General features: G+C 66.1%; 29 protein-coding genes, 3 tRNA genes and 1 pseudogene. 16 read left to right on the top strand and 17 right to left on the bottom strand.

The genetic code is table 11. From position 1 onward, the window contains the following. Positions 1 to 90 precede the first annotated feature (90 nt). From FXF68_RS34570 to FXF68_RS34560, 3 genes are read right to left on the bottom strand one after another with little or no spacing between them, the layout of a single operon-like run. On the bottom strand, positions 91 to 927 hold the full coding sequence (locus FXF68_RS34570) for an aminotransferase class IV (protein ID WP_246179096.1): 837 nt from the start codon (positions 925 to 927) through the stop codon (positions 91 to 93). Beyond that, positions 878 to 1,897 carry a chorismate-binding protein gene (locus tag FXF68_RS34565; protein ID WP_342787219.1) on the bottom strand — a complete coding sequence of 340 codons (1,020 nt, stop codon included), beginning with the start codon at positions 1,895 to 1,897 and terminating at the stop codon, positions 878 to 880. Before FXF68_RS34565 ends, FXF68_RS34570 begins: the two co-directional genes overlap by 50 nt. Beyond that, positions 1,894 to 2,598 carry an ArsR/SmtB family transcription factor gene (locus tag FXF68_RS34560; RefSeq protein WP_148766805.1) on the bottom strand — a complete coding sequence of 235 codons (705 nt, stop codon included), beginning with the start codon at positions 2,596 to 2,598 and terminating at the stop codon, positions 1,894 to 1,896. The genes FXF68_RS34565 and FXF68_RS34560 overlap by 4 nt, the downstream gene beginning before the upstream one ends. A 116-nt stretch (positions 2,599 to 2,714) precedes the next feature. Here FXF68_RS34560 and FXF68_RS34555 point away from each other — a divergent pair. The 4 genes from FXF68_RS34555 to FXF68_RS44200 all read left to right on the top strand — a co-directional run bounded on the left by FXF68_RS34555 (position 2,715) and on the right by FXF68_RS44200 (position 3,329). Beyond that, positions 2,715 to 2,786: transfer RNA gene (locus FXF68_RS34555), tRNA-Gly, on the top strand. 42 nt (positions 2,787 to 2,828) lie between these two features. Further along, a tRNA-Cys gene (locus tag FXF68_RS34550) sits at positions 2,829 to 2,899 on the top strand. Between the two features lie 33 nt (positions 2,900 to 2,932). Beyond that, positions 2,933 to 3,007 (top strand) — tRNA-Val (locus FXF68_RS34545). A 19-nt stretch (positions 3,008 to 3,026) separates the two neighbouring features. Further along, entirely contained in the window at positions 3,027 to 3,329 is a 303-nt protein-coding gene (locus FXF68_RS44200) for a hypothetical protein (RefSeq protein WP_246179095.1), read from the top strand. A 315-nt stretch (positions 3,330 to 3,644) separates the two neighbouring features. On the opposite strand, the pseudogene FXF68_RS44830 reads toward FXF68_RS44200, so the two are convergent. From FXF68_RS44830 to FXF68_RS34510, 6 genes and pseudogenes are all read right to left on the bottom strand, one after another. Then, positions 3,645 to 4,724, bottom strand: a pseudogene (locus tag FXF68_RS44830) (recombinase family protein); the annotation flags it as partial. A gap of 453 nt (positions 4,725 to 5,177) precedes the next feature. After that, positions 5,178 to 5,489: a hypothetical protein gene (locus FXF68_RS34530; protein WP_148766803.1), complete on the bottom strand. Its 312-nt coding sequence runs from the start codon at positions 5,487 to 5,489 to the stop codon at positions 5,178 to 5,180. A 79-nt stretch (positions 5,490 to 5,568) separates the two neighbouring features. Then, positions 5,569 to 6,582 carry a DNA-methyltransferase gene (locus FXF68_RS34525; protein ID WP_148766801.1) on the bottom strand — a complete coding sequence of 338 codons (1,014 nt, stop codon included), beginning with the start codon at positions 6,580 to 6,582 and terminating at the stop codon, positions 5,569 to 5,571. Beyond that, the gene (locus FXF68_RS42760) at positions 6,579 to 7,370 is read right to left on the bottom strand and encodes a replication-relaxation family protein (protein ID WP_187438253.1); all 792 of its coding nucleotides are present in this window, start codon (positions 7,368 to 7,370) and stop codon (positions 6,579 to 6,581) included. The genes FXF68_RS34525 and FXF68_RS42760 overlap by 4 nt, the downstream gene beginning before the upstream one ends. A 121-nt stretch (positions 7,371 to 7,491) precedes the next feature. After that, on the bottom strand, positions 7,492 to 9,765 hold the full coding sequence (locus FXF68_RS34515; RefSeq protein ID WP_148766797.1) for a type IV secretory system conjugative DNA transfer family protein: 2,274 nt from the start codon (positions 9,763 to 9,765) through the stop codon (positions 7,492 to 7,494). Positions 9,766 to 10,112: 347 nt separating this feature from the next. Continuing rightward, entirely contained in the window at positions 10,113 to 10,301 is a 189-nt protein-coding gene (locus tag FXF68_RS34510) for a hypothetical protein (RefSeq protein WP_148766795.1), read from the bottom strand. A gap of 219 nt (positions 10,302 to 10,520) precedes the next feature. Here FXF68_RS34510 and FXF68_RS34505 point away from each other — a divergent pair, with 219 nt between their 5' ends. Further along, a complete protein-coding gene (locus tag FXF68_RS34505) occupies positions 10,521 to 10,763 on the top strand; it encodes a hypothetical protein (RefSeq protein ID WP_148766793.1) in 243 nt (80 codons plus the stop codon). On the opposite strand, the gene FXF68_RS34500 is transcribed toward FXF68_RS34505, so the two are convergent. Both FXF68_RS34500 and FXF68_RS34495 read right to left on the bottom strand, forming a co-directional pair. Continuing rightward, entirely contained in the window at positions 10,745 to 11,062 is a 318-nt protein-coding gene (locus FXF68_RS34500) for a hypothetical protein (protein ID WP_148766791.1), read from the bottom strand. The two genes, FXF68_RS34505 and FXF68_RS34500, sit on opposite strands and share 19 nt — an antisense overlap. Positions 11,063 to 11,136: 74 nt before the next feature. Then, a complete protein-coding gene (locus FXF68_RS34495; protein WP_148766789.1) occupies positions 11,137 to 11,586 on the bottom strand; it encodes a hypothetical protein in 450 nt (149 codons plus the stop codon). Between the two features lie 364 nt (positions 11,587 to 11,950). Between FXF68_RS34495 and FXF68_RS34490 the strand changes: the two genes are divergently transcribed. Continuing rightward, on the top strand, positions 11,951 to 12,352 hold the full coding sequence (locus FXF68_RS34490) for a hypothetical protein (protein ID WP_148766787.1): 402 nt from the start codon (positions 11,951 to 11,953) through the stop codon (positions 12,350 to 12,352). Positions 12,353 to 12,409: 57 nt separating this feature from the next. Here the strand turns inward: FXF68_RS34490 and FXF68_RS34485 are convergent, their stop codons facing one another. Continuing rightward, the gene (locus tag FXF68_RS34485; protein WP_187438252.1) at positions 12,410 to 13,075 is read right to left on the bottom strand and encodes an EAL domain-containing protein; all 666 of its coding nucleotides are present in this window, start codon (positions 13,073 to 13,075) and stop codon (positions 12,410 to 12,412) included. 10 nt (positions 13,076 to 13,085) lie between these two features. Continuing rightward, entirely contained in the window at positions 13,086 to 13,514 is a 429-nt protein-coding gene (locus FXF68_RS42755) for an ATP-binding protein (protein ID WP_187438251.1), read from the bottom strand. A 442-nt stretch (positions 13,515 to 13,956) separates the two neighbouring features. On the opposite strand from FXF68_RS42755, the gene FXF68_RS34475 reads away from it, so the two are divergent. The 5 genes from FXF68_RS34475 (at position 13,957) to FXF68_RS34455 (ending at position 18,726) form a co-directional block, all read left to right on the top strand. Beyond that, on the top strand, positions 13,957 to 14,814 hold the full coding sequence (locus FXF68_RS34475) for a helix-turn-helix domain-containing protein (protein WP_222870217.1): 858 nt from the start codon (positions 13,957 to 13,959) through the stop codon (positions 14,812 to 14,814). A 33-nt stretch (positions 14,815 to 14,847) separates the two neighbouring features. Further along, a complete protein-coding gene (locus FXF68_RS34470; protein ID WP_148766781.1) occupies positions 14,848 to 15,069 on the top strand; it encodes a DUF397 domain-containing protein in 222 nt (73 codons plus the stop codon). A 348-nt stretch (positions 15,070 to 15,417) separates the two neighbouring features. After that, complete coding sequence (locus FXF68_RS34465; protein ID WP_148766779.1) at positions 15,418 to 16,323, top strand: nucleotidyltransferase-like protein; 906 nt, start codon at positions 15,418 to 15,420, stop codon at positions 16,321 to 16,323. 37 nt (positions 16,324 to 16,360) lie between these two features. Then, a complete protein-coding gene (locus tag FXF68_RS34460) occupies positions 16,361 to 16,978 on the top strand; it encodes a Cap15 family cyclic dinucleotide receptor domain-containing protein (protein ID WP_148766777.1) in 618 nt (205 codons plus the stop codon). A gap of 35 nt (positions 16,979 to 17,013) precedes the next feature. Further along, positions 17,014 to 18,726, top strand: a complete 1,713-nt coding sequence (locus FXF68_RS34455) for an anti-phage protein (RefSeq protein WP_148766775.1) — start codon at positions 17,014 to 17,016, stop codon at positions 18,724 to 18,726. Positions 18,727 to 18,776: 50 nt separating this feature from the next. Here the strand turns inward: FXF68_RS34455 and FXF68_RS34450 are convergent, their stop codons facing one another. Further along, the gene (locus FXF68_RS34450) at positions 18,777 to 19,334 is read right to left on the bottom strand and encodes a hypothetical protein (protein ID WP_148766773.1); all 558 of its coding nucleotides are present in this window, start codon (positions 19,332 to 19,334) and stop codon (positions 18,777 to 18,779) included. A gap of 268 nt (positions 19,335 to 19,602) precedes the next feature. Here FXF68_RS34450 and FXF68_RS34445 point away from each other — a divergent pair, with 268 nt between their 5' ends. After that, positions 19,603 to 21,570 (top strand): WD40 repeat domain-containing protein, encoded by a 1,968-nt coding sequence (locus FXF68_RS34445; protein WP_148766771.1) that lies wholly within the window; start codon positions 19,603 to 19,605, stop codon positions 21,568 to 21,570. 50 nt (positions 21,571 to 21,620) lie between these two features. Here the strand turns inward: FXF68_RS34445 and FXF68_RS34440 are convergent, their stop codons facing one another. Then, positions 21,621 to 22,589 carry an NHL repeat-containing protein gene (locus FXF68_RS34440; protein WP_148766769.1) on the bottom strand — a complete coding sequence of 323 codons (969 nt, stop codon included), beginning with the start codon at positions 22,587 to 22,589 and terminating at the stop codon, positions 21,621 to 21,623. 94 nt (positions 22,590 to 22,683) lie between these two features. Here FXF68_RS34440 and FXF68_RS34435 point away from each other — a divergent pair, with 94 nt between their 5' ends. Beyond that, positions 22,684 to 23,208, top strand: coding sequence for a MarR family winged helix-turn-helix transcriptional regulator (locus tag FXF68_RS34435; RefSeq protein WP_342787217.1), 525 nt, complete (start codon positions 22,684 to 22,686; stop codon positions 23,206 to 23,208). Positions 23,209 to 23,342: 134 nt separating this feature from the next. Further along, a complete protein-coding gene (locus FXF68_RS34430) occupies positions 23,343 to 23,708 on the top strand; it encodes an SH3 domain-containing protein (protein WP_187438250.1) in 366 nt (121 codons plus the stop codon). Between the two features lie 87 nt (positions 23,709 to 23,795). Here FXF68_RS34430 and FXF68_RS34425 read toward each other — a convergent pair whose 3' ends face one another. Further along, the gene (locus FXF68_RS34425) at positions 23,796 to 24,593 is read right to left on the bottom strand and encodes an SDR family oxidoreductase (RefSeq protein WP_148766968.1); all 798 of its coding nucleotides are present in this window, start codon (positions 24,591 to 24,593) and stop codon (positions 23,796 to 23,798) included. A gap of 273 nt (positions 24,594 to 24,866) precedes the next feature. On the opposite strand from FXF68_RS34425, the gene FXF68_RS34420 reads away from it, so the two are divergent. Next, entirely contained in the window at positions 24,867 to 25,058 is a 192-nt protein-coding gene (locus tag FXF68_RS34420) for a hypothetical protein (RefSeq protein ID WP_148766765.1), read from the top strand. Between the two features lie 4 nt (positions 25,059 to 25,062). Here the strand turns inward: FXF68_RS34420 and FXF68_RS34415 are convergent, their stop codons facing one another. Next, on the bottom strand, positions 25,063 to 25,251 hold the full coding sequence (locus FXF68_RS34415; RefSeq protein WP_148766763.1) for a hypothetical protein: 189 nt from the start codon (positions 25,249 to 25,251) through the stop codon (positions 25,063 to 25,065). Between the two features lie 278 nt (positions 25,252 to 25,529). Between FXF68_RS34415 and FXF68_RS43315 the strand changes: the two genes are divergently transcribed. Next, complete coding sequence (locus FXF68_RS43315; protein WP_281292250.1) at positions 25,530 to 25,931, top strand: cytochrome P450; 402 nt, start codon at positions 25,530 to 25,532, stop codon at positions 25,929 to 25,931. Positions 25,932 to 25,973: the final 42 nt, after the last annotated feature.

Raw genomic sequence — 25,973 nt, 5'->3', positions numbered from 1 at the left:
CTACAAGCGTCACCACATAACGTGCGCGAAGAATCTGATCACGTAAAGCCTCCGGGGAATGGCGGGTCGACGTCGAATTCCCCGCCCTGGTCAGGGGTCCGGGAGTTCGGCGGAACGGGCGGCGAACGCCTCCATCGCCTTCGCCGTGATCGGCCCTGGCGCGGCCGGGAGGACCGTTCCGTCCACGGCCCGGATCGGCTGGACGTCCCGCGTCGTGGACGTCAGGAACGCCTCCTCCGCGCGGAACAGGTCGTCGAGCGCGACGTCCTCCTCCTCGCCGCCGCACCATTCCAGCGTCAGCGCGCGCGTCACCCCGGCCAGGCACCCGGACGCCAGCGGCGGAGTGACGAGCCGCCCGCCGAGCACGACGAAGACGTTGCTGCCCGTCCCCTCGCACAGGTTGCCGACCGTGTTGCCGAAGACCGCCTCGCCGCCGCCGCGCTCCTTCGCGTACGCGAGCGCCAGCGCGTTCTCGGCGTAGGACGTCGTCTTCAGCCCGGAGAGGGCGCCCCGCTCGTTGCGCGGCCACGGCACGACCGTCACGTCCGCGGTCGCGGGGAACGGGTCCTGCGGGCCGACGATGATCGACGCCGTCGGGCCCTCGTCGCCGCGGGCGGAGCCGAGCGGGCCCGGCCCGCTCGTGTAGGTGATGCGGACCCGCGCCAGCGGCCACGTCGGCGCCGCGGCGAGGACCTCCCGCACGCCGTGGGCGAGCGCGTCGCGGTCGGGCTCGGGCAGGCCGAGGCCCGCCGCGGACCGGGCCAGCCGCCGGAGGTGCCGGGTCAGCGCGAACGGCTCGCCGTGCGCCGCCTTCACCGTCTCGAAGATCCCGTCGCCGACCATCATGCCGTGGTCGAACACCGACACCACCGCGCGGTCAGGGTCGACGAGCTCCCCGTTCAGCCAGATCCTGGCCCGCTCCGTCACCGGAAGCCACCTCCAATAGCCGAGCCGCCTTGAGCTCGGTCTCGCGCCACTCGCGTAGCGGATCGGACTCCCACGTGATCCCCGCGCCGGTGCCGAACCGGAGCAGGCCGCTCTCCGCCCAGAAGCTGCGGATCCCCACCGCGAGGGCGCCGCGCCGGGAGTCCGCGTCCACCCAGCCGACGGCCCCACAGTACGGCCCCCGGGGAACGGGTTCGAGCTCTTCCAGCAGCTTCAGCGCGCTCGACTTCGGGGCGCCCGTCACCGAGCCCGGCGGGAACGTCGCGGCGATCAGCTCGGGCCAGCCCGTCCCCGCCTTCTGCCGCGCCCGGACGGTCGACACCAGGTGCACGAGCCCCGGATGCTCCTCCACCGCGCACAGGTCCGGGACCTCGACCGTCCCGACCTCGGCGACCCGTCCGAGATCGTTCCGGACGAGGTCGACGATCATGACGTTCTCGGCCCGGTCCTTGGGCAGCAGGTCGCCGGCCGTCTTCCCGGTCCCCTTTATCGGACGCGACTCGACCGTTCTTCCGTCCTTCGACAGATACAGTTCGGGAGACGCGCAGGCGATCTCCAGGCCGAGCGTCTTGAGCGTCATCGAATAGGGGGCCGGATTTCCCCGCGCGAGCCTCGCGCCGAGGCCCGCGATTTCCGCGTCCGGCGCCATTTCCGCGGACATGACGCGGCACAGGTTGGCCTGGTAGACGATGCCGTCCGCGATCGCGTCCCGGATCCTCCCGACGCCCGCGACGTATTGGGCCTCGTCCAGGGAGCTGCTCCACTCCCCCGGCGCCGCCCACGCGCCTTTCGGGTGCTCGGCCCGCCGGACGTCGTCGAAGCGGGCGCACGTGACCTTGCCCTCATACGTCACCACGACCGCCCACCAGCCGCGCGAGTCCAGCGCGGAGAGGTCGCTGGTCACGTCCCTCAGGCCCGTCGCCAGCATGCCGCCCGCGTAGGCGAAGCTCACGCCAGCACGCACCCGAACGAGTCGGCGAGGCCGTTCAGGCCCGCGTCCGTGACCGTCAGCGCGCGGGGAGTCGTGCCGTGCTCGAACCAGGCCAGCTCGATCATCCGCGCGGTGAGCGCGGCGCCGAGCGCGCCGTTCAGGTGCGGGCGGCGCTCCGTCCAGTCGAGGCACTGCCAGGCGAACCGGCGCCGCGCGCGCCGCACGGCCGCGAGGTCGAGGCCGAGCGTCCCGAACCGCTCCTCGCCCTTCTCCGTGACCTCGAACGTCTCCCCGTCGCCGGGCTCGATGAGCCCGCCGTCGCGTAGCGCCGCGAACAGCGCCACCCCCGCCTCGCCGGCCAGGTGGTCGTAGCAGGTGCGCGCCTCGTGCAGCCGCCGGGCGTCCCGCGACTGGCGCAGGCTCCGCACCTCGACCCGCGGGCTGATGTGCGACAGCGCCTCGATGACCCGCGCGACCTCCTCGCCGCTCAGCCGGTAGTAGCGGTGCCGCCCCTGCGGGACGACCGTGACGAGGTCCCCGTCGAGCAGCTTCGCCAGATGCGCGCTCGCCGTCTGCGCGCTGACCCCCGCCGCCCGCGCCAGCTCCCCCGCCGCGAGCGGGCGTCCGTCCAGGAGCGCGGTCAGCATCGCGGCCCGCGCCCGGTCGGCCAGCAGCGCCGCGACCGGCGCGAAGTCGGCGCTCACGGCATGCTCGGTACCCATGCCTCCGACCCTAGGCGACCCATGCTTCGACCGGCGTCGAAGCGTCCCGCGGCGATATCCGGTTTGGGGAACGGCGCGGGACGCGCTAAGGTTTCCCACGTCGCCGAGAGGCGCAAGCGGAAGTGGCTCAGGGGTAGAGCATCACCTTGCCAAGGTGAGGGTCGCGGGTTCAAATCCCGTCTTCCGCTCTGAGGGGCCCTTTCAGGCTATGACCCAGAAGGTCTCCTTCTGGTGGAGTGGCCGAGAGGCGAGGCAACGGCCTGCAAAGCCGTGTACACGGGTTCAAATCCCGTCTCCACCTCAACCCCGTGCCTCCCCCGGAGGCCACGGACCCGGGCGATTAGCTCAGTGGGAGAGCGCTACCTTGACACGGTAGAGGCCACTGGTTCAATCCCAGTATCGCCCACCATGACCGTCTTACTTGAACCGTGACCAAGATCGCGATCAAGCCGGACGATCAAGGAATGAAGATCACTAAGGCCGGGCTTCTTCGGGAGCCCGGCCTTAGGGGTGTTCGGGGTGTGCTGCCCGCTCTCCCAGCGCTCGGCATCGGCTTGGGCATGGTCCCGCTGCACCTCATACAGCCGGTACAGCACGTCGAACGGCTCCTTGAGGTCGGAGCCAGTCACCCGGTCTCCGTCCACGTAGAGCTTGCGGAAGAACGCCTTGTTCAAGATGGAGCGCACGGCCTCGCCACTCGTGGCATACAGCTCGTGGGGCCGCTCCAGTAGGTCCAGAGCTCGTTCCAGCACATCCCTGCCCGTCGCCAGCCGCCGCTCCGCTTGCCCGAACGCCCGCTGGATGCCCTGCTTCTCGGTGTGCAAGGCCAGCAGCTTCTCCCGCAGCTTGTCCTTGGGCCACTCCTCATCGGCTGCCAGGTCGAGGAAGTAGCTCTCTTTGCGGTCAATGGCTTCCAGTCGCCGCTCCAACCGCTTCCGCTCCTCCGGGCTCATGGCGGCGTTGTCTCGGGCGGCCTGGATCACCCCCTCCCGTACTGTCTGGATGAACTCCGGCGGCAGCACGACAGCACGGGCGTAGTGGTCCGCTACCGCTTGCTCCATCACCTCAACCGGGATGTACGGCTGGTCGCAACTCTTATCCTGACGTCCGGCGCACATGAAGTAAAAGTACAACCCGCCGTTGCCCTTACCCGGCTGGATGATGAAACGCTTGGAGCAGCGACCGCACCACACCGTGCCCTTCAAATAATGGTGATGTTTGCGCCTGCGGGTCCCCGCGCCCTGGTGCGCGTCCAGCACCCGCTGCACCCGGTCGAACGTCTCGGGTGTCACCAGGGCCTCATGCCGTCCGGCGATCCACACCCCATCCACCTTGACCTCGCCCAGGTAATACCGGTCCCGCAAGGTCTTGCGCAGCGTCTCCTCCGATATGGGCCGCCGGGGCCATTTGGCCGTCGCGGGCAAGTACAGCCCGGCGTCCGTCAGCCGCTCTTGCAGCCTCTCCACCGTGTAGCGGCCGGTAGCAAACCACTCAAACGCACTCGTCATGAAGGCGGCCCGCTCCGGATCCACTTCGACCGTCCGCACTTCCGCTCCGTCGATGCGCTTGCGCACGTTCAGGTAGCCCACTTTGGCGCGGCTAATCGTGCCGCCGTTGCGGGCCTTGTTATGCATCTTCGTCTTAATATCCTGCCCGTTGAGCCGGACCTGCACCTCGTTGAAGATGTCAGTGATGGCCTCCATGGCGTCAGCCATGATGCCCTCACCAAAGTCCTCTTTGGCAGATATCAGGCGCACGCCGAGCTTGAGCAGCCGCCGTTTGGTGACCGTGGCGTCATACGAGTTACGAAACACCCGCGAGCGCAGATAGATCACCACATAATCCACGTCGCCTTCCTCAGTGATGCGCCGCAGCAGCTCCTTGAAGACCGGCCGCCCCTCGATGGATTGACCAGAGTTGCCCGGCTCGATGTACTCACCCACGTTGGTGAGCCCCATCGCCACCTCCTTGGCTACCGTCTCCTTGCGCTGCGTGTCGATGGAGTTGCCATCTGCCGTGACGTGCGCGTCCGTCTCCATCTGCCGGGGGTCACTCACCCGTAGGTAGCGCACCGACCGCTTGCCCGTACCCGGCGGCAACACCAGTTCCTCAGCCTTAATCTGCATTCTCTCCATCGTTCCTACCTCCATTACTAAAAGCCGGTTCGGATCGTTTCTCCGCGATCCCTTCCCCTAATTCTCCCGCCGGTTCGTCGCCCGTTCAAGAGATGCCCGGACCCCCGAAAAAGATCTTGAGCGTCCCAGCCCGCGCGAAAATGACAGCCCGACACCCTTAGGCCCCAGTCCGCTCGCGACCCTCCTCGATCTCTCTGCGCTCCCCAGAATTGCCCGACAGCTCACGCATGGGGCGAGTCCGCTCCGCTTCTTCCCATTGCCGGGCGAGCGTAAGCAATGCCTGGACCACCAGTCCCGCGTCAATGTCCGCGCGTTGCTTACCTCGCACGCGAATGCGCCATTGTTGCCTCATTACTTCATGTGTCCTCCAGGTAAATGTCGTTGGTGAGGGTTCCTTGGGCGGGGTGTGACCGCCCAAGGAACCCCTTATGTACCGCTCTGGGGCTACGCGGGTGCCTCGCCACCAGACTTGCGGGCCCGGCCCTTAGCCGACGCCTCACTCGCCGGGGCCGGCTGGCCTCCGAGGAGCGACTGGATAGCCTCGCGTCGCTGCTGAGCCTCCCGCTCAATCTCCTCCAGAACAGCGGCGGCGCGCTGCTGGAAGTCGGCGGCCGACTGCTTCGTGGTGACGTACTGCGCGACCGCCGCAATCACGGCATCGGCCAGGCTCAGCCCTTCGAGCTGAGCCACCAGCGTGAACTGGGCGTGGAGCTCGTTTTTCAGTTTCACACCCAGCGTCTTGACGGATTCGGCCATGAGAAGCCTCCTTGGTGCGGATGCGGCCGGTCATCCCGGGGTCGGGATGGACACCCGGCCGCATGACACCGGTGAGGCGTCACGCGGCGGTCTCCGGTGGGGTCAGTCCCAGACGCGCCCGCGCCATCTCGGCATAGTCCGGGTTGAGCTCGATGCCGACCCAATCCCGGCCGTACCGCGCCGCCACCGCTCCCGTGGTGCCCGTACCGAAAAATGGATCCAGCACCACGCCCGGCACGGTCGGCGCCCCACAGCGGCAGTCCGGCCGCAACTCCGGCAGCGTGATCACGCCCTCAAGCTCGGTCGGCAAATCGCGGGACCGCAGGACCCGCCTCCGCCACGGACGGCCGCAAGCCGAACAGACCTTTTCGGGACAAGTAGCAAGGAGCGGACGGCGAACCAGTTCTTCCGGGAAGACCGCGAAATGAGCGCTTGCCGTGCCGCGTGTGGCGATCTGCCAGACATCGCCCGGGTTCTTCCCCAGCGGATGCCCAGGCCGGACGATCCCGCTTCGGCGCAGGCCCTCCCGCGGAGCCGCCAGCGGTCCGGCCCAACCGCCCCCAATATTGCGCGGCGACCGGGAGCGCTTGGCCGCGCTCGACCGGTGCGGCTCCCGGATCGCGTCCAAGTCGAAGAAGTACTCCTTCGACCGCACGAGGAAATAGACCACCTCGTAGGTGAGGCTGAGACGATCCGTGACCGACGACGGCATAGGGTTGCTTTTCGCCCAGATCACTTTGTTGCGCACGATCCAGCCGTCTTCGGTCAGAGCCAACAGCAGCCGTTCCGGCGCAAGCAACAGCCCCTTGGGCGGCGCGCCGTGGCGCGGGTGCCGACTGAACGAGTCGCCCAGATTTAGCCACACCGAACCAGTGGGCTTGATCACGCGGGCAACGTCCGCGAACACCCTTTGCAGGTTGGCCGTCCACGCGTCGACGTGCGGCTCCAGGCCGAGCTGCTCGTCCACGCCGTAATCCCGCAGGCCAAAATACGGCGGCGAGGTAATGACGGTGTCCACGCTCGCCTCGGGCAGGTCCCGCAGTCGCTCCCGCACGTCGCCGACGAGGATGGTGTTGCGCGGGAGCCTCTTCATACGCCCGCTCCCTGTGCCAGCCGCGTCACGGCCTCGTCGGTGCGGGCCACTGCAAACAGCGGCCAAGCCTCGGCAGGCTGACGCCCCAGGACCTCGGTAATCACCTCCCGCCTGTGTTCGTCGGGAACCAGGAAGATCACGCGCGGGAAGACGCCCGTCTTCGCTTGCTCTGATCCGGATCGCCAGTACTGCCGGTAGCGGTCGGCCTTGCGGGCGAGGGTGGTCCGGGACTCGGTGCCAAGATCCACTTCTACAAACCAGCGGTCGACGTAGCGGCCAAGCTGCGACCGCAGGTACGCGTCCGGCTTGAGGGTGACGCGCTCACCACCAGGCCCAAAGAACGAGCGCCAGCAAGCCGGTTCTGCCGCGAACTCGACCGCTCCGATCTCTCCCGCCCGGACCGCGAGCATGAGCCCGACATACAACTCGGTCACGGCCAGGTTGTGGGCGAGGAAGAGCGGCCCCAGCTCCCAGGGGCGGCGGGGCCGGCTGCCCGCAGATGCCAAGAGCCGCAAGCCCGCCGGCCCCAGGGTGTAGACATACCCGGCCGATCCGGCCCGCGCCCCGCCGACCACGCGCTTGAGCCGCGCCAAGACCTGGCGGTCGGCCAGTGAGGCCAGCACCGCGCGAGCTTGCCGGGGACGAACGTCCGCGCAGTGCAGCGCCACGAGCTGCCGGGCGGTGGCGACCCGGACAGCTCCGAGTGTCCCGACAATGGCGCGTTCGCGGTCAGTCAGGGTGGCGCCGAGTCCAGCCACCCGCCGCGCTGTGACGTAGCGGGCCCTCATGAGTTGGACTCCACAAGACGTGAAGGAGTCGTTGGCATATTCACCTCCTTGGTAGTTACTGAACTGCAAAAACAGGTGGCCATTCGGCACGCGACCGGCGAAGCGAGCGGCAGGGCAGATTTCATAGCGCGCCCTCCGTTCGGCCGACCGCTCCGCCCGGACGCGGGCCCTCGTGCCGTGAGCGAATCGCGGCCTCAACCTCATCGCGCGGGATGCCGTAGTGCTCCCGTGAAGCGCTGCGCGCCGCTTCGGCCTGGTCGGTACTCGGCGGCGGTGGCAGCGTCGCCCCAGTCGCGGGCGGAGCGACCCGCGCGCCGCTAGCCAGCGTCGCCACCACCTCATACGGGCCAAGGCCGCCCAGGTCCGTCGCCGACAGATGCGGGGCCAGCTCCCGCGCCAACGCATGCGCGTCCGTGGCCGATAGCTGGAACATGATCCGGCTGCGGGCATTGGCCAGTACTGCGTCCCGGATAGCGGCCGGGAGTTGTCCCAGGTGCTGATGCGCCAGGGTCAGGCCGAGCCCGAGGCCGCGCGCTTGGGCGAGGATGTCGGCGACGCCGGTCGGCAAGTTGAGGTAGTCCTGAAATTCGTCGATGAAGGCGAACGTCACCGGGCGGCGGTCGGCTGACAGTCCCGCTCGGTACTGCACGGCCTGCCACAGCCGGGCCACCACTAGCGAGCCAATGAGCGCGGCCGCCTCCTCGCCGAGCAAGCCCTTACTCAAAGGCACGAGCAAGATTTTGCGGCTGGCCAGGGCCTTCCCGAGGTCGAGCCGGGGCTGCGCTTGGCCGAGGACGTTACGCAGCCGCCGGGACAGCAAGAACGCCCGCAGCTTGTTCATCACCGGCCCGATAGCGGCCGCGCGCTCGCCGTCGCTCATGCCCTCGTACCAGCCCCAGAAGGGGCCAAGCGCCACCGGATCATCCAGCCGGGCCACCAGCCTCCGCCGGAAGGCCGGGTTCGTTAGCAGCAGCGGCACCTCGCACAGCGTCATGCCCGGTTGGGTGCTGAGCGTCAAGAGGCTGGCGTTCATGATGTCCGAAGTCCGGGGGCCCCAAGACGAGCTGTAGAGCCGGTGGAAGATCCCCACTAGCTGACTCGTCACCAGCTCGGGCTCCCGGTACGCGCCGGCCAGGAGGTTGAGGCCTACCGGCCGCTCCTCGTCGGTGGGGTCGAGCACGACCACGTCACCGACGCGACGCTCCGGCACTCGGTCGAGCACATCAGCCACCAGATCGCCCTTGGGATCCACGACCACCACCCCGCGCCCGGCCGCCATATCCTGGGTGATGAGCCCAAGCAGCAGCGTTGACTTACCGACGCCGGTCGGACCGATGACATGCAAATGTCGCAAACTGTCTGAGACACCCAAGGCGAGGGGCCGCTTACTCCCCGGGAAATTGGACCGGGCCACGATGCGGCCCTCAGCGGGGATGTCTGGAGCCGGGGCGAGCTGACGGCAGCCACCCAGAGCCAGACCGGGCAAAGCCAGGTCGCCGACCGGGATTGCCGCGAGCGTGACAAGTTCGGCGGCGTTGACCACGCACGGGGTTCCCACCAGGGGCGGGCGGTGCTCACTCATCGCGGAAACCGCAAGCCCCTGCGGCAATCGGCGGCGGTACAGGTGGACGCCGGGAGCCGAGATAGAGCGGTAGAGCGACAACATTCGGCGCATCAGCTGGGACGTGCGGACCGGGCTACCCGACACCACACCGACCCGTCCAGCCGCCAGAAACACCGGCGTCTCGAACTTGGCGCGGGCCGCCTTGATCTCGTCGGCATCGGGTTCGTGTGCGGCGAAGCCGCTCCACAAGTGCGCCAAAAAGCCCGGAATCAATTGAGCGGTAGCCGTCCGGGGAACCAGCGACACCGGCCCCAGCGGCGCGGCCGTCCACTGGACATACAGCCGTTCCCCTTCCTGCAAGGGTTGGAGTCCGGCCAGGATGCGAACGCTCAGGGTTTCCTTGCTCGAAACAAGCGGACGCCGCAGGTGTGACAGCGCCAGCTCGGCGGCCCTGGTCGGCCGCGGCGGCTGGTACTCCTCGTCAGGCGCGGCAACGACACCCGGCAGTGAAGCGCGAAGGGCACTGAGTACGACAGGTGTAGCCGAGCGAGGCACCAGCAAGTGATGGGTAATGCCCGCGCGGGTGGCCGAAACCTCGAAGACGACGCCCCGGACCACGAACGGCCGGACGATGTGGCGAGCGCTCAGCCCCGACAAGCCGGCCAAGAAGTCTCCTACGGCAGCCGGATCAAGCCCGCGGGGAAACCGCAGCCGGTAGGACACGAGGCTGCGCCGCCAGCGGGCAGCACTTCGGGCTCGAACCAGCAGAACACCACCCATGCTGGCAAGACCGACAACAGCAGAAGCGAGGAGGAAAAGCGCTTCAGTCATCCGCCACCTCCTCGGTACCCGTGACCGCTGGCTGCACCTCCGCGCGGTCACGGGCCGACCGGTCCCGACCTTCTCGCAGCTGATGGGCGAGAGTAAGGAGGGCGAGCACCCACAGGCCCACGTTGCATTCCTCCCTATCCCCGCGTTTGCCCATGCTCCACTTCATACTCGCCCCCCTTCTCTTGTAAGTGACTCAGGCACACGGCTACCCACCCGCACCTGGGTAGCGCGCCGAGAAATAGCCGGTTGCTTGCGTTCGGTACCTGTTATACGGGAGGCGCATGTTGGCCTGCTTCGGAGGTAAACCCGAAAATAAACCGAACATGCGGATAATCTTTCAGGGATTGTTACAGGCGGCGCTGACTAAACAGCACGCCGTAGATGATGGCGAGAATCAGGAACACACCCACCAGGGGCAAGAGTGGCAGCAGCAGCTCATACACCAGACGTGCTGCCAGCGCCACGCCCAGCAATAGCGTGGCCGCTGCCATCGCCTTTCCCAGGTGTTTGGAGGCCTTGGGCTTGCTATCACTCATGCGCTGTCACGCTCCTGGGTAGGTGGCGGGCAAGCCTGGGATGGGCGCCTGCGCGCCAGACGGCGCAGTTCCCAGGCCAGCGCCCGCAAGGAACGCTCACGCTCGGCCTGCTCTCGGTCCTCTTGCTTGCCATTGACCATTCGGCGACGGGTGCGTCGGCCCATAGACCTCCCCTTCGGATTCGAGCTGAGACATAGGGCTAGGGCCGCACGTACGGCGGTGTTGCGCCTCGATCTCCCGCAGCCGGGCTTCGCCCCGGCGCATGAGTTCATCGACCAGGCGCCCGTCGTCGGCCTGGAGCCGATCGAGTTGGCGCTGGAGCTGGACGGAGCGTTCAGCCTGCTTGGCGGCTTCGTACTCTTGCTCCCGCGCCTTCTCCCACATGCCAACCGCCACGAAAGCGGTGACAACGTAGGTGATGAAAAGAGCGACAACGAGCGCCGTCACGGGCGGTTCATGTAGCGGGCGATGAGCTCGCCGGAGCAGTAACCGAGCGCCTCGTGCAGGTAGCGCCGAAGCATCATCTCCAGGTGCGGTTTACCCTGGGTGCGGCGGGCGATGTACGCATCAAGCTCGATGAGCTCTTCGGCGGCTCGGTGAGCCATCCGCCCGCCGGCGGCGATCCTGGCCTCGGCTCGATACGCCGCGTCCTCCTCGTAGAAGCGGGTGACCTGACTAACGGCCCGAGGAGACGGGAGGCGATCTGCCTCGGGCCGAAGCCACGGCATTAGGGCGGCTTCCTCGTCTTGGCGGTAGTGCATGATGTGCTCCTTTCCGGTGGGCTCGCCTCAAGCCTGCACCGGAAAGGAGCCAAAAGCTGATCGATTTGTGACGGCTATCTGCTGGAAGTTTGATGATCCTCTTCGGCCAGCAGAAGTCGCTCGGCCAGCACCTCTAGGAGCTGCCATTCCCGACCGAAGCGCGCCCTCCATGTACTGAAGGCGAAATGCGCGCCCATTAGTTCCATTACATCAGCACGCCGCGAATCGACAGGAACTTTTCCTTTATTCAAAAAGAGAAGCAGGGTGAGAGCTTGCTGCATTCTCTCAGGTGATATGGGGTCAGGCAGGAAATCTACTCGCGTCGACTCGTTAATTTCATCGACAGCTATCCTCAGATAGTTGCGGATCCGCATTTCAGCAGCACGCTGCTCCAGGCCATCCTCCACCTGTGCAAGCGCTTTGATTATCGGGGACTTGAGAAGAAGTTTGCTTGTGAATCCGTGAGGTACGGCCTTGTATAGCTCTTCCGTCAGCGCAACAAGGCGCTCTACATCTATCCCCATCTTTACTTGCCTCCAGAACACAGTGATTGCGTGTTCTGGTGTGCCAGAAAGACTCGAAGGGATGACAATAAGACATTGCCGACTCCTAGCAGCACCAGTATTACAGTGCCCCCGTATTGAAACAGCCCGGAAAATCATACCCCCAGGATCCGGGCCCGCTGCCTAGAGTAAGGACCAAGCCGAGAGTGTCAAGCGCCAGCCCCGCAGTGCCTCCAAATGTCTGACTTCACCCCATTCGGTTAATTGCACACAAAATGATAATCGTTATACTCTAAGTGGCAATCACCAGACCGGACCCCTGCTTCAAGGCAGCGGCTCGGCCTTGTGATTCGCACAGGGCCCAGACCCAGCAGGAGGCTCGCGAGTGAGTGACCACGAAGCAGTCAGGCGGCGCGTGAAAGCGACACTGGGCACATATGGCTCAATCGAGACGCCGGCCCTCGACGCGTTCACTGAGCGCCTCAGGAAGGAGTTCCCGGACAAGCTGGCGGCCGTCCATAACGGCGAGAACCCCACCACCGTGTTCTGGGAGTTCGCTCTCGACACGCTCACCTGGGAGGACGCCCTTCCGGTTCTGGAGGAGCTCTTCGAGCTCTCCGAACCCTCTACCTACTTCCTCCAGGACGAGCGCGGCGGAGTGGAGCAGATCTTCGCGGGGGTGGAGGGACCCATGGACTACCTGCGACTTCTCCTCGTCCATGTCGCCGTCGCCCGAACCTTCCCGATGAACGAGGAGGGATATATGATCATGCGGCCAAGGTCGTAACACAACGCCCGGCCCTCACCACGGGGGCCGGGCGTCTGACCATACGGCTACATGCGCTCAGTCAAGCTTCCAGCTCTTAAAGGTCTCAATCACCGTCTTTTTCCCGATGAAGAACCCTTGCGCCCACCAGCCCTGTGCCCGCACAAAGTCCAGCTGCTCCGCTGTCTCGATGCCTTCGGCCACCACTTCCAACCCATGGCGCTGAGCCAGGTATGCCGCATGCCGGATCTTCCGCAGTCCGGCTCGGCTCGCCCAACCCTGCATTAGGGACATGTCGAGCTTGAGATAGCGAAACGAGAAGACCCCGCACAGAGCCTTGACCTGGGCTGCGGTGGCATACCCAGCCCCGAAGTCGTCAATGGCCAGGCTCATGCCCATGGCATGCAGACCGATCAAATTCTTTCTTACAAACTGGCAGCTCAGATCCACCGACCGACACTCGGTCACCTCCAGCGTGAGCAGGCGGGGATCGAGGCCAGTGAAGGCCACGAGCTCAGCGATCCGGGCGGCCAGAAACCGGTCCTCCAGGTACGCCGGGTGCACATTCACCGACAGGCCCACTCCCGGCTGGTGGTCTTGCAAGTCCGCCACCTGCAGGCAAGACGCAAACACCATCCAGCAGTCATGGGCCGCCAACTCGGCCAGGGGTAACGATCCCAATGGGCTCGTATCAGCCGCCAGTGCTTCGAGCTTCAAGCCGCCCGTCGGACCGACAATGGGCATGAAGTGGATCTCAGGAGGTGACTCCACCTGCCACCTTCCAGATGAACTCAGCCCATACCACCTTGCCCCCATCGCTGGGGTAGTGGCCCCATCGGGAGGCGTAGGCCTCGACCAAGATGAGGCCGCGCCCACCCAGCGCGATCAGCTCAGGGGTTTGCGGTACCGGTGGGGTGGGGTCGGCGTCCCAGACCTCGACGTAAGCTGCGGGCGGCGACCACCGGAAGCGCACCTTCACGCCACCGGCTTGGGCCTTGAGCCCGTTCGTGATGAGCTCACTTGCCACTAGTTCGCCGGCCTCGACGATGGAGTCGGAGAGTCCCCAGTGGCCGTACCACTCCCGCAGGAAGCGGCGGGCCAGCGGAACCGATGACGGGTGATTCCCCAACGTCACCTCGAACGAGTCCAGCGACTGAGGCGGCGAGAAGACACACGTGGCCACGCTCGAAACTCGCTGAGTGGCCGGAGATGGATGCAGGACCGACGCCGGAGCATCGCTCTCGGAGGCTCGCCCTGGGGGCATGGACGGCGAGCCCTCACGACGGCGTCGGTCCTGCGGCTGGGCACGACTGGCGTTGTCCCCCTCCTGACCTCCGCCAGCCGTGCGCATAGAAGGGGTGGTGGTTGCGGAATGGTTCGGCTTCGGAGTGCCCGGTGGGTTTGGCATGGGAAGATCCGCCGCCTTCCGATTTGGCCGGGTATGCGTAGCGGGACGTGACCGGATCAGCCGCCCATGCGTCATGCGTGGGCGTATGATGCATCGCGGTACGGTCATCAGAATGACGCCGTGGGCAAGGACACGCAACATACGTCTACGTATCATTCCAAGATCTTTTATGGAATGCCCGGTTCAGCCGTCAATGTCTGAAAGAAAGGTGAGGCTTTTGTCCGGTACACCCAATCCCACCGTCAAGCGCAAGCGTCTCGGGATCGAGCTGCGGGCCTTGCGTGAGCAGGCTGGCCTGACCTGTGAGCAGGTCGGCGAACGACTCGGCTACTCCGGTCCGCGCATCAGCCGTATCGAGACCGGCAAGATCTCCGCCAAGCCCGGTGACGTCCACGAGCTCCTGGAGGTCTACGGCGTCACCGGAGCCGAAGCAACCGCCCTCGTACAGCTCGCCCGCGACGCTCGCAAGAAGGGCTGGTGGCACACCTACGGCATGAACCTGCCCGAGTGGTTCCAGGTGTACGTGGGCTTCGAGGCCGAAGCCGTCACCTTCGGCGACTTCCAGCCGCTCTACATCCCCGGCCTTCTCCAGACCGAGGACTACGCCCTGGCCGTCCTCCAGGCCAGTCCCACACCCGGCATGCCCGAAGAGATTGACCGGCAAGTCGCTGTCCGGCTGGAACGGCAGGGCATCCTCACCGCGGATCACCAGCCGGAGTTCTGGTTCGTCATCTCCGAAACCGCCCTCCGGGTCCGGCTCGGCAGTGACGACGTGATGCGCGGGGAGCTCCTGCACCTGGCGGAAGTGGCCAGCCGGCCAAACGTCACCGTTCAGATCTTGCCTGCCACCGCCGCCGCTCACGTCAACCCCGTGACCGGCTTCCGCATCCTCGGCTTCGCCGACCCCAAGGACCCCACCATCGTGTACGTGGAGCACCTCACCGGCGCCCTGTTTCTGGAGCGAGAGGATGAAGTGCGGCGGTATAGGCTGGTCTTTGACCATCTTCGGGCAGAGGCACTCGGCAAGAGCGCATCGCTCGACCTCATCCGCCGCATCGCAGACGAGATGAGCTAAGGCGACGGGCGGATGGAACGAAGGAGGGGCGGGATGGCACAGACACACCCCCGCGTAGACCTGTCCCGCGCCCAGTGGCGCAAGAGCAGCTACTCCAACGGCGGTGAGGGCGCGTGCATTGAGGTCGCCACCAACCTGCCGGGTCTGATCGCGGTACGCGACTCGAAGGACCCGGACGGGTCGGCGCTCACGTTCGCGGCGGTGGCGTGGCGAAGGTTCGTTGAACGCCTCAAGGATGGCCGTCCCCAGCCGTAGGGCGAGCAACGCCATACATTGGGAGCCACCGGCGACTCCTGCGACCCAACCCCTGGCTTCCTTATCCGGGGCGAAGCCTGTCCACACAAGTGGAACGGCGACTTCGGCAGCCATCCCCTAGCTCTGCTTCTGCTGCGCAGTACGGCAGCCAGCCGTGTACCGCCCGGAGGGATGCGAAAGATCAGACTATGACTCACAACAGCATCCGAAATCACTCAATCACCACCAGTCGCTGACGAATGCCCCAGATACGCCCCTCCCTTTGACGATCAACCGCTAGCATGCCTTCGGGTAGTTAGCCCTCCCGGGGAAGCATGCCAAGGGCGATGATTGTCGACGGGGGAACGCGTGACGGCACTAGAGGATAAGCTAAACCGGTACAAGGAGCCGTCGAGCCCGACCGAGCAGGACAAGCAAGATCGTGCCGAGCGCATGGTGCGCAATGCCGCACTGGACTGGTCGGGCTTCGACCAGATCACGCTCGGCTTCTTCCCCAAGGGGTCATACGCCAATAACACCAACGTGCGCACCGACAGCGATGTCGATATCGCTGTCCTCCACGAAGGCCTCTACTATCACGATTCCAGTGCGCTGAAGCCATCAGACAAGAGTGACGGGGCAGTCACTGGCTTCCATTACCCAGGCCTTGCGTTTCGTCGTGAGCTTGAAAAGGCTATGAACGACGCCTTCGGGAGCGCCTGCGACACTACCGGGAAGACGGCTATCGAGGTGGCCGAGAACTCCGGACGCGTCAAGGCCGACGTCGTACCTTCGTTCCATTTTCGAAAATACTTTTACGACGAACAAGGCAAGTTGACCTACCACCAGGGCCACAAGGTGTTCCGGACCGACGGCACCACCGTCGTAAACTACCCCCAGCAGCAGCTTGATAACGGCAGGGCAAAGAACACACGCACACGTCGGCGCTACAAGTATCTGGTCCGCATCCTCAAACGCCTCGAGAACGACCTCGTCGCAGCCGGAAAGATGGACGAGCTGCCCAGCTACTTTATGGAGTGTCTAGTCTACTGCGTTCCCGACGGACACTTCAATCACCAAGGCGAAACACCGTTGACCGATGACCTTAAGGCCGTTCTCGGGTATATCTGGAACCGTACCGACACCGGCGGTGAGGCACAGAAGTGGTTTGAGCCCAACGGCATCAAGCAGTTGTTCAGTACCGGGCAACCATGGACAATGGCGGATGCACGCGATCTCACCGCCAAGGCTTGGAGCCACCTAAAGTTGAGCTGATATGCAAAATATCAAGGTTACAGCCACGGTAGCGATTGTGGCGCTGGTGTGGCTCGCCATGGCCTTGTTGACCGGGCAGGCCATCTCCAGTGATGTCTTGCGCGTCTTCTCCATTGCCGCCAGCCTCGCCACGATCGTGTTCCTCCTCTACGATCACTTTATCTGGAAGTGGTATATCGTCCGGCTCTTTACCGGCAAGCCCACCGTTGCCGGCACCTGGCGCGGGCTGCTGCAGTCAGACTATATCCGGCCTGGCGAGAGCCAGCCCGTCGCGCCGATTCCTACCGTCATTCGCGTCAAGCAAACCAACTCGACACTGGTAGCAACGCTATTCACCGGTGAATCATCGTCAGTGACCGAACAAGGGCGGCTGATCAGAGAAACCGATGGCCGGTGGCGCCTGAGCTGGATATATGTGAACGAACCACGTCCACCGTTCCAGCATCGCAGCAATCACCATTGCGGCGTCTGTGATCTCTATCTGGCAGGCCGGGATGGCGAGTTGCTGACTGGTCGCTACTTCACAGACCGCAAGACCGTGGGCGAGATAGAGCTACCCGAGTGGAGTAAGGCAAGCTACGGCGACGCCGCCTCGGCCCTTGCAGCTTCCGAGTTTGAACCGGCCAAGCCGTTCGCCCGTTGGCGCCGGCCCTAGGACGTACGTTGGCACAGCGCCATATACAGCAGTTCATGTGGGCCTATCAACACACGTTCCGGCTGACGGTAGAGGCCGGAATAAGAGCGGCGCTAGAAGCTATCGGTTTCTTCGGCGATCCTGCGATCGTGCTCGTAGGGTTCCAGGTGGCCGGCGAGCATGATTTCGATATCTGCATCGAACCAGAAGTTGGCCCCTACAGGCCGAGCGATTTCAAGAAGGTCCGTGAACGGGCTGCCCACCTATATGAACAGCATCCCGACCGTAACGTTTTTCACTCAGACGCACGGGCTGAAGCATCGTTTCATAAAGGCCTACGCAACTGGATGCGTGCCCAAGCTATTGAGGAGACCCTGGCTGACCTGCCTGGTGGTCAGGACAGGGCGTTTTTCGTACACGGCGCGGTCAAGCTTGACGACTACCTCGTTCATATTGTTCTTGGGGTTGACAAGGAAATCCTAAGGCAAGTCCCCCAGATCACGACTAAACTGCGCGGTCGCCTTCGTATACATAGATCCTTGGTGCATGCAGTCATTGATGAAGCGTTGAGTTTTGCAGCTCAAGAGCTTCGCATACGAAATCTGGGCGTTGACCTGGGACTCGGGCATCACGAACTTGCACGAAAGGCCGCCGGGCTAATGGTGGCTACGACTCTGTATTGTGCGGGGACGGACGCAAATGTTTATGACGGGCACCGACTGATGAGCGATCTCTCCGCATTGCCCTACGAAGGCCGGTCGGGGGTGGGGCGCGTAGTCTTCGCCAGACGGGGGCATTCAGCAGTTGACGTCAAACTGAAGCTAGGCCAATCCGCCTCGATTCGCAATATAGCCGCAGCGAGAAAACTGCTCGAGGTCAGCGGCCCTGGGGTAGATCTGCTGTCTGACGGCGAAAACGTATATGGGCTAGGAACGCTAAGGCCCGACTACGATGCGGCGAGTGAGACTGCCTTCGTAGTGGACATTACCGGCCGGGGCTCCTGGGAACTCTCTCACGCTGGTAGGGCACTCCTCGCCTTTCGAAACGGCACCCCGCACCTCCCCTCGCGCGTCCTAAACGAGTCTTACCTCCACGACCTTGTTGATCGCTTCTTCTTCCCAGATGCCGACGTAGGCGCACTCCTGGAAGCTGCCAAGGCTGCGGGGAAACACAAGCACGGCGCCATGCTCGTTATCTCTGGTGATGCGCGGAGAGAGGCCGCCAGACTTTTCCCGCAAGCCTGGTCGGTTGAACCAGTCCGCCTCACACCCGAGCTCCTGACCCAGTTGACCAACATGGACGGTGCGATTCTCGTAGACCCCCAAGGACTCTGCCACGCGATTGGCGTCATCCTCGACGGCATTGCCCAAGGCGAAGGTGATCCGGCTCGCGGCAGCCGGTTCAACAATGCCGTCCGATATCTAGGCGGCCAGACGCCACCAACCATCGTCGTGGTCTACAGCTCCGACGGTGGCGTTACCATTCTGCCCCAGCTTCACTCGCGGATTTCAAAATCTCATGTGGTGGGCATTGTGGAGCAGTACCTTGCTGTTGCCTCTGCGTCCCCGCGTAACCTTCGAGACGTTCATCAGACCTGGGAAAAGGTAAAGGCGGTGCGGTTCTACCTTTCACGTGGCCAGTGCGACATGCTCAATCAAGCTCGCGCCAGCGTCGACGACTGGGCTCAACAAGACTCGAGCATTACCATCTGGCCCGTTGAAACCGACCTGGAACCCGACCCGAAGATGAATGACAGCTATTGGCTATAGTTCCCTTTCCCGCCAGTTCTCCGGAAGACGTCTACCCCCCCAAACGGGATCTAGAACAAGCTGTACGTGCCGTCCGCGTGCCTCACAAAATAGGCCGTATCGTCACCGGGATTGCCCACCCGGTGATCAGAAAGCACCGTGCTGTATGTGTTCTCTGCCCAGCCAGGGCACGCCTCTCGGACGTCGGCTGCCCGAAAGCGCTCCGGGAGGCGACCATCTTCACGGGCGCGGACGATTTCGGCGACCATCCGACTCATCCGACGCCCCCGTCCCGAGTTCGGATCGGAGTCACGCCTGAGTGCATCGGAGGGCCGTGCCTTCCGATCGCGCAGAATGCGCTTCACAGTGCTCAGCCCGATCTCGTAGCGCTTGGCCAGCTTCCAGGCGGCGGTGCCATCCTGAAACTCAGCCACCAAGGCGCTGATCTCGGCCTCCGTGAGGCGGACGGTCACACGCTGACGGGATGCACCAGCCGCTGAGTTGGTCTGCCTCCGGACGCTGGACGAAACCTCGACTGGCGTCGCCAGACTCTTCTCAAGGTTCCGGATGGAGTATTCAAGATCCACAAGGATGTCTGTTCGGTTGGTGTACGGGAGAAGCAGGTCCACCACACGTAAGCGCAGGTAGAGGACTTACTTGCGTTGTTGACAAGCGAGGCGTCAGGCCCGGGCCCGCCTTGGCCGGTGCTGAAGCGGATCCCCCGGCACGGGTCGGCCAGGATCTTTCGGGCCCGGTCCGCCACATTGTCGGTGGGAGCAGCCTCGGATCGGCGGGGAATGACGCAATCGTGCGTCCCATGGCCGGACATGGCCCGGTGGTTGAACTCCGCGGTGAACGAGGCGGCGCCGCGCGGAGGGCGTGCGTAGCGTGCTCGCTGTGGGAAGCGATCCTCCGGTGGAGCCGCCCGGTCGGGACGAGTCCGAGTCAGAGTCGGATGGCGGTGCCGAGGCAGGGGCCCGCCAGGATGTGGGCGCCGCCCGGGACGCCTACGCTGCGGGCCGGGACCTGTACATCACTGTCGGTCAGCCGAGCGCGGCGTCGCCCGGGGGCCCGCTGGATCGGGTGATCGCCAGCGAATTGCTCGCGTTCGCGCGGTTGGCGCGGGTCAGCCAGGACGAGGCGCACGCCGCTCAGCACCTGCTGATGCGGTACATGGCCCTCGCCTCTGACTTGAAGCGTCACCTTGACGAGGTCACCGGTGAGCGGGACCGGCTGCTGGAGCGGTTGCGGGAGCGGACCGGCGCCGGTGATGACAGCGTGACCAGTCAGTTGCAGGAGCAACTGGCCCAGACGCAGCAGGAAGTTCTGCGCGCCAACCAGCGTCACTGGCGTACCGAGTCGGAACTCGGCGAGGTACGCGCGCAGAAGCAGGCCGCCGAACAACTCGCCGACCAGGCCCTAGCCCGCCTGACCGCTCTGGGGCGGGGCATCCGGTCGGTCGAGGCTGAGCCCTGCCTCGATGAGCAAGAGCATGCGCTGAGGAACCTGGCACGCGCCGGTCGGCGCCATAGGCAACGGTTCGATGAGCTGAAGCAGTCGCTTGACCAGCCTGCGGCCCTAACGCACTCGGAGCAAGGAGAAGTCCACGAGGCCGGACAGCCGCCGGCATTCCCAGACGACCCTTCGACCAGCGACGACTCCAGCGGTGGCAGTGCCCTTCACTTCTACTCGGCCGCTACGTCACCTCTCGTCCAGAACGATGAGGAGGCGCCCAGCTCCCCTGAGCCCGACGCCCACAGATGGCACCCGCGCCTCATGAAGGTCGTCGGCATCCTCGCGGCGCTGGCGGTGGCCGCGGTCCTGCCAGTGCTCCAGGCGGTGCCTTCCCGGAAACTCCAGCCGCCCATCAAGAAGGGGAGCCCTACAGGTCGGCAATCGACATTGCGGCTCAACGCCCGGTTGCTGGGGAGTCTCCCGACCGATCCCGGGGTCAACCTGTCCGCGCTGGCCTTCAGCCCTGACAGCACGACCGTGGCCGTCGGCACCGATGACAACCGCACCCGGTTATGGAGTATCGCCGACTGGCGTCCCGTCAAAGCTCCACTCGTTCACGACGAGCCCGGGAGCGGTACCGGGTCGCTCATCGGCGTGACCGCCATCGCATTTCATCGGAACGACACCATCGCCACCGGAACCCATGAAGGGTTCGTACGGGTATGGAATGCCCGGAACCATGCCAGGATCAGCCAGTTCCGCATCGGGCCCAGCGATATCGAACCCTCCATCGACGACCTCGCCTTCACCAGCGACGGCAAGACGCTGATCATCAGCAACAACTATCCTGCTCTGCACTTTCGGGATCCGGTGTCCGGTCGGCAGCGCCGTCCTCCGATCATCGAGGGTCCAGGTGACCGAGACCTCCACAAACTGGTCCTGCGCCCGACGGACCTCACGACCGTCCTCAGAGCTCGCGTGGACGACATGCAACTGCGCAACGTCAACGCTTACGGCAAAGCGGGGCAGTCGCTGACCGGATGCCACGACGACCCACATTTCACCCCCGACGGCAAGACCTTCACCTGCCAGAGCGTCAGGGCCGATGGCGAAAACCTCGTACTCATCTGGAACCTCGCCAATCTGGGCGCCCGAACGACCATTGCGCTCGGATCTACGGATCCCCCCGACTACATAACCGCCATCAGTCCCGACGGTAAAACGCTCGCCGTCGCCAACGACGGGATCGGCATCCAGATCTGGGACGTGACCACCCAGCGACATCGCGGAACGATCGATCCAGGTTTCACGAGCAACGGCATCGCGTCGCTGCTGCAGTTCAGCCCCGACGGCAACACCCTTGCCGTGGGCGAGACCCCTCAAACCATCAAGTTCTGGCGCCTCAACTGAGCAAGCGGATCCGATGCCGCACCTGCTCGGTGCCGGGGTGGTCGCGTCGTTCAGGGGCGGGGGATGGCGACGGCGTTGTAGGGGACGTCAGGGGTCGGGCCGGTGGCGAAGAACCGGATGTTGGACAGGTAGAGCCGGGAGCCGAAGGCGGCGATGGTCGTCGGCAGGTCGAGGCGGGCATCCGTCACCCGCTGGACGACATGACCGTCGGTGCCTTCGGCGTTCAGTCGCAGGACCGCCACGGTGTTGAAGCGGTTCTGCACGGCGAACAACGTCCGGCCGTGGAGCAGTAGGCCGTCGCCTTCCGGCAGGGACTCGCCGTGCAGGTTCACGCGGCGGGTCGTGCCCGTCGCGGGGTCGACGCGGAACAGTCCCCCGGTGTTCGACTGCACGACGATCAGGCCCCGGCCGTCCGGTGTGGGGGTGATGCCGTTGGCGTTGAAGGCGGCGCTGTCCGGGCCGGTCCGGTACACGAGGTCGCCGGTGAGCGGGATCCGGACGGCGGCGGCGGGCAGCCGTCCGTCGCGCAGCGGCAGTTTGTAGAGCACCGGGTTGGTGGAGTCGGTGAACCACGCCGCGCCCTGCGTGAGGATGACGTCGTTGACGAAGGCGGGGCCGGTCGCCAGCCGGTAGGTGGCCAGCGTCCGGCCGGTGCGGGTGTCCAGGACGCGGGCGTCGCCGCCCGTGCCGCCGGCCACGAAGAGCCGTCCGTGCCGGTCGGTCTTCAGCCCGAGCGCCTGCGTGCCCGGCCCGCGGCTGAGGATCGCGCCGTCTCCGGTGCGCAGGTCGGCGCGGTAGACGGAGCCGTCGGCCATGGACCCGACGTAGGCGACCGGGCCTGGTCCGGTCGCGATGCCCTCGGGCTGGAACCCGTTGGGCAACCGGATCGTGTCGGGATAGGCCGCCGCGCCGGGCCGCTGCCCGGCGGTACGGCGACCGGCGGCCGCTTCGACCGGCGCGGCCGTCGTGACGGCCAGCCCGAGCACCAGCGCGGCGGCGGAGATCGTCCGAAGGCGCATGAACTACCTCTCAACGTTGAAATGTTTAGCGTTAAGGACGCTACGCCGGATGCTAACTTGATGTCAAACAGTTCAACGCTGAAAGGTGCGTGCCGTGGTGCGTGACGCCGTCGACGTCGTCGTGGAGCAGTGGTCCCGCGCGCGTCCCGACCTCGACCCGTCCCCCATGAGGGTCCTCGGCCGCCTCTCGCGGCTGACGCGGCTCGCCGAGCGCGAACTCAAGGTCCTGTTCAGCGAGTTCGGCCTGGAGCGGGGCGAGTTCGACGTCCTCGCCACGCTCCGCCGCAGCGGCTCTCCCCACGGCCTGACGGCGGGAGAGCTGGCCCGCTCGTCGATGGTCACCTCGGGCGCCGTCACCAACCGGCTCGACCGGCTCGTCGCCAAGGGTTACGTCACGCGCGAGCTCGACCCCGCCAACCGGCGCACGGTCATCGTCGCCCTCACGCCCGCCGGGCGCGACCTCATCGACCGCGCCGTCGCCGCCCACCTCGACAACGAGCGCCGCCTCCTGGCCGCGCTCGACCAGGGCCGGCAGGACGACCTCGCCGCGGTCCTGCGCACCCTGCTGCTCAGCCTCGGCGACGAGGCGGCCGACCCCCGCGCACCGGGCGACCTCTGAGTCCCGGCGCGGCTCCCGTGGGATGGGCTCGACCTTCAATGGAGAGTGACCGGTTCACTACTTAGAGTTATCTCTCGCTACATAGGGGCATGTGGGGATTCGTAACCGTCGGAATGCTCACGGGGAGAGATCTCATGCAACGGCAGTACAAGATCGCCACCGTCCTGCTGGCCGGTGTCGTCGGGACCGGCGTCGTCACGCCGGTCGCGCTGGCGTCGCCTCTGCCGGCCACGGCCGGGCCGGTGGCGAGCGTGGCCATCAACGCCTACCCGAAGGGGCGGGTCATCAGCCGCCACCGCCTGGCGATCCGGGCGAAGCCGACCACGCGCTCGGCGATCCTCGGCCACCTGAACCCGGGCCAGGTCGTCGACATCAAGTGCTGGGCGCTCGGCCAGAAGATCGGCAACACGCGCAGATGGTACCGGCTGGGCATCAGCACGCCCGAGTGGGTCTCGGGCCGCTACATCAAGATCATCAAGGGCCGGGTCACGCACTGCTGACCCGGCCGTGATCCGGGACCCGGCACGGGTCCGGATCGCCGACGCCGGCCGCGGGACGCGAGCGCGCCCCGCGGCCGCGCGGACCGGTCAGCCGGGATGGATCTCTCCCCCGGCCGGGACGAGGTTCTGCCCGGTGTAGTAGGACGACAGCCGCCCGCTGGCGAAGAAGACGTAGGACGGCGCGATCTCGTCCGGGTCGGCCGGGCGCCCCATCGGGGCCTGCTCGCCGAAGCCCTCGACGCGGTCCTCGTCGAACGTCGCCGGGATGAGCGGCGTCCACACCGGGCCCGGGGACACGGTGTTGACCCGGATCCCGCGGTCCATGAGGGACTGGGCCATGCACTGCGCGAAGGTCATCGCGGCCGCCTTGCTGGCCGAGTAGTCGATCAGGGTCTTGTTGCCGCGCAGTCCGTTGATCGACCCGGTGATGACGATCGACCCGTCGTCCGGCAGGTGGCCGAGGGCCTCCTGGACCGTCCAGAAGAGGCTGTGGACGTTCACCCGGAAGGTGCGGTCGAGCTGCTCGGTGCCGATCTCGCGGACGTCGTCGACGGGCTCCTGCGTGCCGTGGTGCAGGACCAGCACGTCCAAGCCGCCGAGCCCCTCCGCCGCGCGTCCGACGACCTCGCGGGCGTGGCGCTCGTCGGCCAGGTCGCCGCCGAACGTCAGGCAGCGGCGGCCCTCCTTCTCGACCAGCCCGGCGGTGTGCCGCGCGTCCTCGTCCTCCTCCAGGTAGGTGATCGCGACGTCGGCGCCCTCCTTGGCGAACGCGACCGCGACCGCGCGGCCGATGCCGGAGTCGCCGCCGGTGATCAGCGCCCGCCGTCCGCTCAGCAGGCCGCGGCCCTCGTAGCCGCGCATCTCGTCGCGCGGCTGCGGATCCATCTTCCGCGTCTCGCCCGGATAGGCCTGGCTCTGGCCCGGAGGACTGCCCACGGTTCGTCACCTCGCTCGATCTGCCGCCGTTCCGCGTCCACCGGACGGAGCGTTCTCCGCACCGGCCTCGCGGGTGGTTCGTCGGCTCTTCCCGTCTCGCGGGGCCCGTAACTTCCGGACCGGAGAGAAATACGGCGGGCACGCGGCCGTTTCACATCGGCACGCGGGGAAGGGCCCGAAGGGTCCATGCCTGACCCGACGACGAAAAGGGAGGCGGGCAGAATGCCGAACCCGCAGCAGCCCGAGATCCGGCGGTCGGAGCGGACCTCCGTCACCGAGGAGCCCGCGCCGGAGGCCACCGACCCGAAGTCGACCCGCTCCAAGGGCCACGCGCACGGCACCGACAAGGGGAACAAGGGAGGCGGCGAAGGCGGCGGGACGCCGCCCGACCAGCGCCCGCCGCACCCCGACTAGCGACTCAGGGGACCTCGGTCTGCGGGCTGTAGCCGTCGTCCTCGCCGCCCGGCGCGTCGGCCCGGGCGTTCGGCGGGTCGGTGGCGCTGGGCGTGTGCTCGTCGGCGAAGTCCGCGTCGGTCTCCTGCGGCGCGCCCTGCTCGGCCCGCCGGTCGGCGAGCGGCTTGTCCTGGTCGTTCTTCCGTTCGGCCATGGCCGGGCACTACCCGGCCCAGCACGGCGATAACGCACCGCCCGTTCAACGAGGAGGTGCTGGGCACCGGCGAGCGGGTGCACCCGCACGCGGCCGCGCTCATCCCCAAGATCCGCGAGGAGGCGGCGACCTGCTCACCACGCTGCGGATGAACGCGAACTGGGCCTTCGCGCACCCACGGCGCGCGGGCACGCGGCGGGAGTTCTTCCGGCGGCTGCGCCGCTACCTCGACCGTCCCGAGCCGGGCAGCCTGGCCGGGCTGAGGGCGGGCGTGCGTCCTGGAATCAGTGCGCCTTTGGCCCACGACGATGACGATTCTGCGCGACAGCACCCTTCCGACCGAATGGGCGGGCAGGACCCTGCCCGCCGGAACCGGATTCCTGATCCACACGCCATTCCTCCAGTGGGACGACGAGACCCTCCCCTACGCCGATTCCTTTGAGCCCGAAGTCTGGCTGGACGGAACGGCGGAGCGCGAGTGGGCGGTCGTGCCGTTCAGCGAAGGCCCGGGGAAATGCCCTGGAAGGCATCTGTCGTTGTTGGCGGCCAGCCTTTTCCTCGGGCTGGCGCTCCGCGACTTCGACCTGCGGCAGGACGCCGGGCTCCGCCTTTCCCGGGAACGGCCGCTGCCGCGCACGCTGAGCCCGTTCCGGCTGGGCTTCGACGCCCGTCCCCGCTGACGCGCCGGAGGCCGACCTGCTCGCCGCGCACCACGTCCTCGA

The sequence above is a fragment of the Actinomadura decatromicini genome (genome assembly GCF_008121305.1).
Classification (GTDB): domain Bacteria; phylum Actinomycetota; class Actinomycetes; order Streptosporangiales; family Streptosporangiaceae; genus Spirillospora; species Spirillospora syzygii.
The sequence above is the reverse complement of the archived record's forward strand: the minus strand, read 5'-3'. Positions and strand labels throughout refer to the sequence as shown.